The organism is Piscinibacter sp., assembly GCF_050175855.1.
In the GTDB taxonomy this organism is placed as follows: Bacteria; Pseudomonadota; Gammaproteobacteria; order Burkholderiales; family Burkholderiaceae_C; genus Piscinibacter.
In genome coordinates, this window is the sequence record NZ_JBFXIO010000286.1 from 1 (window position 1) to 6,926 (window position 6,926).

At 70.1% G+C, this 6,926-nt stretch carries 6 protein-coding genes; 4 read left to right on the forward strand and 2 right to left on the reverse strand.

Annotation, left to right across the window (positions count from 1 at the left end; all coding sequences use genetic code 11):
* Window positions 1-130 precede the first annotated feature (130 nt).
* The 3 genes from AB7U92_RS18915 to AB7U92_RS18925 are packed head-to-tail and all read left to right on the forward strand — an operon-like array spanning window position 131 to window position 3,075.
* A complete protein-coding gene (locus AB7U92_RS18915; protein WP_428580502.1) occupies window positions 131-691 on the forward strand; it encodes a GbsR/MarR family transcriptional regulator in 561 nt (186 codons plus the stop codon).
* Window positions 692-703: 12 nt separating this feature from the next.
* Entirely contained in the window at window positions 704-2,074 is a 1,371-nt protein-coding gene (locus AB7U92_RS18920; RefSeq protein ID WP_428580505.1) for a cytochrome ubiquinol oxidase subunit I, read from the forward strand.
* A gap of 5 nt (window positions 2,075-2,079) precedes the next feature.
* Window positions 2,080-3,075, forward strand: coding sequence for a cytochrome d ubiquinol oxidase subunit II (locus tag AB7U92_RS18925; RefSeq protein WP_428580515.1), 996 nt, complete (start codon window positions 2,080-2,082; stop codon window positions 3,073-3,075).
* A gap of 2 nt (window positions 3,076-3,077) precedes the next feature.
* On the opposite strand, the gene AB7U92_RS18930 is transcribed toward AB7U92_RS18925, so the two are convergent.
* A complete protein-coding gene (locus tag AB7U92_RS18930; protein ID WP_428580507.1) occupies window positions 3,078-3,797 on the reverse strand; it encodes a DsbC family protein in 720 nt (239 codons plus the stop codon).
* A gap of 10 nt (window positions 3,798-3,807) precedes the next feature.
* A complete protein-coding gene (locus AB7U92_RS18935; protein WP_428580510.1) occupies window positions 3,808-4,929 on the reverse strand; it encodes an FAD-dependent monooxygenase in 1,122 nt (373 codons plus the stop codon).
* Window positions 4,930-5,031: 102 nt separating this feature from the next.
* Here AB7U92_RS18935 and AB7U92_RS18940 point away from each other — a divergent pair.
* A partial coding sequence (locus AB7U92_RS18940; protein ID WP_428580512.1) for an AsmA family protein occupies window positions 5,032-6,926 on the forward strand: 1,895 nt, incomplete at its 3' end.

Below are 6,926 nucleotides of genomic sequence, written 5' to 3' on the forward strand. Positions count from 1 at the left end.
GAGGCCGCCGCCCGGGCCGGCGGCAACCCTCGCGCCCGGCCCTGGCGGCATCGCGGGAAATCCTGAGTTTTCAAGAATTCCTGAAAATTCCTGTAGGCTCTTGATCGTCATCAAGACCTTCCTCGGCCCCATGAACACCCTCTCCCCCCTCGTGCGCAGCTTCGTCGCCCACTTCGGCGAGATGGGCAGCCGCTGGGGCATCAACCGCACGGTCGGCCAGATCTACGCGCTGATCTTCGTCTCGCCCGCACCGCTGAACGCCGACGAGATCGCCGAGAAGCTGGAGTTCTCGCGCTCCAACGTCAGCATGGGCCTGAAGGAACTGCAGGCCTGGCGGCTGGTGAAGCTGCGCCACCTGCCGGGCGACCGGCGCGAGTACTTCGAGGCGCCCTCCGACGCCTGGGAGATCTTCCGCACGCTGGCCGAGGAACGACGCCGCCGCGAGATCGAACCGACGCTGTCGATGCTGCGCAATGCGCTGCTCGAGGAGCCGGCCAGCGACGAAGACCGCGTGGCGCTGGAGCGCATGCGCGGCATGCACGACCTGATCGAGTTGACCACGAGCTGGTTCGACGACGTGCAGCGCATGGACCAGGCCACGCTGGCCAAGCTGATGAAGATGGGCGCCAAGGTGCAGCGCCTGCTCGAGTTCAGCGACAAGGTCAAGGTCGTCGCCGGCGCGCGCAAGTAGGAAAGGCAGCCGATGGACGCCCTGCTCCTGGCGCGCATGCAGTTCGCCGCCAACATCAGCTTCCACATCCTCTTTCCCACCATCACCATCGCGCTGGGCTGGCTGCTGCTGTTCTTCCGCTGGCGCTACCTGCGCGCGGCCGATGCCATCGCGAAACAGTCTTGGCTGGCCGCCTACCGCTTCTGGACCAAGGTGTTCGCGCTGTCCTTCGCGCTTGGCGTGGTCAGCGGCATCACGATGAGCTTCCAGTTCGGCACCAACTGGCCCGGCTTCATGGAGCGCGTGGGTAACGTGGCCGGCCCGCTGCTCGGCTACGAGGTGCTGACCGCCTTCTTCCTCGAGGCCGGCTTCCTCGGGATCATGCTGTTCGGCCACGGCCGCGTCAGCGAGCGCGTGCACCTGCTGTCGACCTTCCTGGTAGCGCTGGGCACCACGCTGTCGGCGTTCTGGATCCTCGCGCTGAACTCGTGGATGCAGACGCCGGCGGGCCACGAGATCGTCAACGGCGAGTTCCACGTGACGAGCTGGCTGCAGGTGATCTTCAACCCCTCGTTCCCCTACCGCTTCGCGCACACGCTGCTCGCCTCGGCGCTGACCTGCGCGTTCCTGATGGCCGGCCTGTCGGCCTGGCAGCTGCTCAAGGGCACCGGTCAGGCGGCGGCGCCGCGCGTGCTTCGCGTGGGCCTGACGCTGGCGGCGCTGCTGATCCCGGTGCAGATCTTCGTCGGCGACCTGCACGGCCTGAACACCCTGGAGCACCAGCCGCAGAAGGTCGCGGCGATGGAGGGCGTGTGGCAGACCGAGCGTGGCGCGCCGCTGCTGCTGTTCGCGATCCCCGACGAGACCGCGCGCGAGAACCACGCCGAGATCGGCATCCCCAAGCTGGCGAGCATCATCCTCAAGCACGACCCCGAAGGCGAGATCCGCGGCCTCGACGAGTTCCAGGGTGCGCACCCGCCGGTGGCGCCGGTGTTCTTCGCCTTCCGCATCATGGTCGGCGTGGGCGTGCTGATGCTGGCGGTCAGCTGGCTGGGCTGGTGGATCTACCGCCGCCGCGGTTGGCGCGCCGAGGCGCTGCCCCGAACGTTGCTGTGGACGCTGGCGGGCATGACCTTCTCCGGCTGGGTGGCCACGCTGGCCGGCTGGTACGTCACCGAGATCGGCCGCCAGCCGTTCATCGTCTTCGGCCTGCTTCGCACCGCCGACGTGGCCTCCACCGTACCCGGCTCGATGATCGCGCTGACGCTCACGCTCTACGTGACCGTCTATCTCGCGCTGATCGTCGCCTATATCGGCGTGCTCAAGTACATGGCCGAGAAGCCGGACGACGCCGCGGCCGACGAACCGGCGCCGGTGGCGCTGCCGACCCGGAGCGCCGCATGAACGTGATGAGCTTCGACCAGGCGCTGCCGGTGATCTTCATGGCGCTGATGGGGCTGGCCATGCTGGTCTACGTGATCAGCGACGGCTACGACCTCGGCGTGGGCATGCTGATGCACCGCGCTACGCCCGCCGAGAAGGACGTGATGATCGCCTCCATCGGCCCCTTCTGGGACGCCAACGAGACCTGGCTGGTGCTGGGCGTGGGCATCCTGCTGGTGGCCTTCCCGAAGGCACATGGCCTGGTGCTGACCGAGCTCTACCTGCCGGTGACGCTGATGCTCATCGGCCTGATCCTGCGCGGCGTGGCCTTCGACTTCCGCGTCAAGGCCAAGGCGGCGCGCAAGCCGATGTGGGACCGGCTCTTCTTCGCCGGCTCGACGCTGGCCGCGGCGTGCCAGGGCTGGATGCTCGGCCGCTACGTCAGCGGCTTCGGCGAGGGCTGGAACTACCCGCTGTTCGCTGCGGCCATCGCCGCCGCGCTGCCGATGGCCTACGTGCTGCTCGGCGCGGCCTGGCTGATCATGAAGACCGAGGGCGAGCTGCAGGCGCGCGCAGTGCGCTGGGCCAAGATCGCCTGGGCGCCGATGGCCGGTGGCCTGGTGCTGATCTCCATGGCCACACCCTGGATCAGCGAGACGGTGCGGCAGCGCTGGTTCGCCCTGCCCGAGGTGATCGCGCTGGCCGCCATCCCGCTGATGACCGCCGTGCTGCTGCTGGGCGTGCGCGGGCTGCTCAATTCGCGGCTGGTGCGCGGCGATGCCGCCTGGGCGCCCTTCGTGCTGCTGATCGCGGTGTTCGTTCTCGGCTTCCTCGGCCTGGCCTACAGCCTCTATCCCTGGGTGGTGATCGACCGGCTGACGATCTGGCAGGCCGCCAGCAGCCCGGCGGCGCTGAAGGTCATCCTCGTCGGCGTGTGCATCTCGGTGCCGGCGATCGTGGCCTACACCGTGTTCTCGTACCGCGTGTTCGGCGGCAAGACCGGCGAGCTGCGCTACGCCTGAGGCTACTTGGCCGCGGCGCGGCTGGCCACCAGCTGCTGCTCGATCTGCGCGGTGTTCATCGCGCCGGGTGAACGCTTGCCGTCCTCGAAGACGATGCCTGGTGTTCCGTTGATGCGGTACTTGCGGCCGAACTCGGCGTTGCGCTGCAGCGCCGCGGTGTCGCACTGGCCCATCACCTTGGTCGGCGCGCTGCCCTCGAGCATCCAGTCGCGCCAGGCGGCCGTTCGGTCCTTCGCGCACCAGATGTTCTTCGACTTCTCGATCGAATCCGGCCCGAGGATCGGGTACAGGAAGGTGTAGACGGTGACGTTCTTCACCTCGCTGAGATCGCGCTCGAAGCGCTTGCAGTAGCCGCAGTTCGGATCGGCGAAGACGGCCATCTTGCGCTCGCCGTTGCCCGATTTCCAGACGATCGCGTCCTTGAAGGGCAGCTTGGCGAAGTCGATCGCGGTGAGCTTGTCGATGCGCTCCTGCGTGAGGTTGGCGCGCGTGCGGGTGTCGATCAAACTGCCGTCGATGATGTGGTTGCCCTGCTCGTCGGCGTAGAAGATCTCGTTGCCCACGCGCACCTCGTACAGGCCGGGAATCGGGCTCTTGATGACTTCGTCGATCTTCGGAAAGTTGGGCAGCCGCTCGGCCAGGTTCTTGCGGATCGCCGCCTCCTGGGCCAGGGCCGGCGCGGCCAGTGCGAGGGCGAGAGACAGGGCGGCAAAGCGGTGCATGGTGGGGCCTTCAGCGATCGAGCGCGCGGGTGGTCAGCCAGCGCTTCAGGGGAGTGGCGCGGTTGACCAGACCCAGGCCGCGGTTGCGAAGTTCCCGCACCGCGGGCGAGGGCTGCGAGAAAAGCCGCAGCAAGCCGTCGGTCAGCTGGCCCATGGCCCAGGTCGGCAGGGCACGCTCGCGCACGTAGCGGCGCAGCAGCTTCTCGTCGGCCAGCGGCCGCCAGGGTTCGCGCGCGGCGATCACGCGGGTCAGCGCCGCCACGTCGGCCAGGCCGAGATTGAGGCCCTGGCCGGCCAGCGGGTGCACGAGATGGGCTGCATCGCCGAGCAACACCCAGCCGGGGCCGCACCAGGCGCTGGCCTGGGCAATGGCCAGCGGCCATTCGGCGCGCGGCGAGGCGAGTTGCAGGTCGCCGGCCGCGCCTTCGGTGGCCGCCATCAGCGCGGCGGCGAAGGCGGCGTCGTCCAGCGCCATCAGCTCGACGCAGCGCTCGCGCGGCACCGACCACACCAGCGCGTAGCTGCGCTGCGGCTCGGGCGAATCGAAGGGCAGCAGCGCCAGCACGTCGGGCGAGCGGAACCACTGCCGCGCCGTGCCCTGGTGCGGCACCGAGGCCACCAGACGCGCCGCGATGGCGCTGTGGCCATAGTCGTGGCGCTCGAACTGCACACCCAGCGCCGCGCGCGAGGCCGAGGCCTTGCCTTCGCACAAGGCGGCGAGGTCGGCCTGGACGTGATCGGCCTGCGCCGCCGTCAGCAGGTGCACGTGTGGGGAGAACCGCACCGCCGCGCCGAGCTCTCGCTCGAGCACCGGCGCATCGACGATCCAGGCCAGCTCGCCGGTGCGCTGCTCCCAGGCGGAGAAGTCGATCGCGCTGCCGTGCGCGTCGCCGCAGACATGCATGTCGTAGACCGGCGTGGCGGCATGGGCCGGCAGTGCATCCCAGACCTTCAGCGACTTCAGCAGCGCCACCGACGCGGCGTTCAGCGCGTAGGCGCGCACGTCGGGCGCGCCCTCGGGCCGCGGATCGTCGGGCCGCAGGCCGACTTGCAGGCCGAGCCTGCCCAGCGACAGCGCCAGGCTCTGCCCGACGATGCCCGCCCCCCGCACCAGCACGTCCACGTGTTTCATCGGCTTTCATTGTAGGCAGGGGGGTCATGTCAGCGGCGCCGTCATGGGGTGCACAATCCGCGCTCCCGTTTTTGCCTGCCACTTCGGCACCGAAGCCCTGCCATGTCCGTGTGGATCAAGCGAATCGCCATTGCGGTCGCCGTGCTGCTCCTGCTGGCCATCGCGGCCGGCGCCTGGCTGGTCGCCAGCTTCGACCCCAACCGCTACAAGGGCGTGGCGGTCGAGTGGATGAAGACGAACCGCAACCGCACGCTGGCCATCGACGGCCCGATCGAGCTGTCGGTGTTCCCACGCGTGGCCGTGAAGCTCAGCCAGCTGAGCCTGAGCGAAGCCGGCCGCAGCGAGACCTTCGCCTCGATCGACCGGGCCGCGCTGGCGGTGGACGTGCTGCCGTTGCTGCGCGGCCGCGTGGTGGTGGGCCGTGTCGAGGCCAGCGGCGTGCGCGTGCAGCTGCTGCGTGACGCGCAGGGACGCCGCAACACCGACGACCTGGCGGGCGCATCGCCCAAGCCCGCTGCCGAGGGCCAGCCAGCCCAGGGTGACACCGGCCAGCCGCTCGACCTGGACATCGACCGCATCGCGCTGACCGACGTGCGTGCCCGCGTGAAGGACGAGATCGCGAAGCTCGACGGCGAGCTGCTGCTGTCGCGCCTGGCCACCGGCCGCATCGCCAGCGGCGTGGCCACGCCGGTGGAGCTGGCCGCTGCGGCCGATTTCCGCCAGCCGCCGCTCAAGGGCGAGCTGTCGGGCCAGACCGCGCTGACGCCCGATCTCGCCAGCGGCTCGGTCAAGCTGGCCGGCATGAACCTGGCCTGGAAGGGCGACCTGCCCGGCGTGAGCGGCGTCGAGGCCGGCGTGCGTGGCGAACTCGCCTACGACGGCGGCAAGGGCTCGGTCGACGCGCGGCAGCTCGAGGTCCAGCTCGCGGCGCGCGCCGGCGCGATCCAGCTCAGCGGCAGCAGCCTGGCGATCGCCGCCTTCGCCTTCGACCCGGCGAAGCAGGCGCTGCGCGTCGAGGCGCTGAAGCTGCGCGTCAAGGGCACCCGCGGCAAGGACCCGCTCGCGCTGGACCTCGACTGGCCGCAGCTCGACGTGGCCGGCGAGAAGCTCACCGGCAGCCCGCTGCAGGGCCGCCTGGAGCTGGGCGGCGAGCTGCCCATCAACGCCAGCTTCAAGAGCGGCGCACCCACCGGCACCTTCGACGCCGTCGCCCTGCCCGGCTTCGAGGCGACCCTGAAGAGCGCCGGCTCCGGCCGCGCGCTCGACGGCACGCTGCGTGCCAACCTCGGCCTGCAGCCGGCCAAGCGCTCGCTGAGCCTGGCCGCGCTGGAGCTGAAGGCCAACCTGCAGGACAAGCAGCTCAAGCCGCTGGCGCTGGCCGTGCGCGGCAGCGCCAATGCCTCGCCCGAGGCGGCGAAGTGGTCGCTGGCCGGCTCGCTCAACACCAACAACTTCGCGGTCGACGGCAGCGCCAACCTCTCGGCCCGCCCGGTGTTCGTCAAGGCCAACGGCAAGTTCGACGCGCTCGATCTCAATACCCTGCTGCCCGAGACGGCCTCGGCCGGCACCGCGCCGGGGGCCGGCACGCCGGCACCGGCCGACGCGCCGGTGGACCTCGCCGGCCTGCGCTCGCTCGATGCCGAGTTGGCGCTGCGCGCCGGCAGCCTGGTGTTCCGCCAGTACCGCATCGCCGATGCGCGCATCGAGGCCAAGCTCGACAACGGCATGCTCAAGGTGCCGGTGCTGCAGGCCAAGGCCTGGGGCGGATCGCTCGACGCCAACGCCCTGGCCGACGCACGCGCCAGCCGCATCGCGGTGAAGGCCGTGGCCACCGGCGTCAACGTCAACGCGCTGCTGAAGGACGTGGCAGCCAAGGACATCCTCGAAGGCACCGGCCGCGTCAACCTCGACGTCGACACCACCGGCCGCACGGTCGGCGAACTGCGCTCGAAGCTGCGCGGCAACGCGGCGCTGAACCTGCGCGACGGCGCGATCAA

What these genes read in the sequence shown, in the direction of transcription:
- AB7U92_RS18915 (WP_428580502.1), top strand. Translation starts at nt 131, where the DNA reads ATGAACACCCTCTCCCCCCTCGTGCGCAGCTTCGTCGCCCACTTCGGC.
- AB7U92_RS18920 (WP_428580505.1), top strand. Translation starts at nt 704, where the DNA reads ATGGACGCCCTGCTCCTGGCGCGCATGCAGTTCGCCGCCAACATCAGC.
- AB7U92_RS18925 (WP_428580515.1), top strand. Translation starts at nt 2,080, where the DNA reads ATGAGCTTCGACCAGGCGCTGCCGGTGATCTTCATGGCGCTGATGGGG.
- AB7U92_RS18930 (WP_428580507.1), bottom strand. Translation starts at nt 3,797, where the DNA reads ATGCACCGCTTTGCCGCCCTGTCTCTCGCCCTCGCACTGGCCGCGCCG.
- AB7U92_RS18935 (WP_428580510.1), bottom strand. Translation starts at nt 4,929, where the DNA reads ATGAAACACGTGGACGTGCTGGTGCGGGGGGCGGGCATCGTCGGGCAG.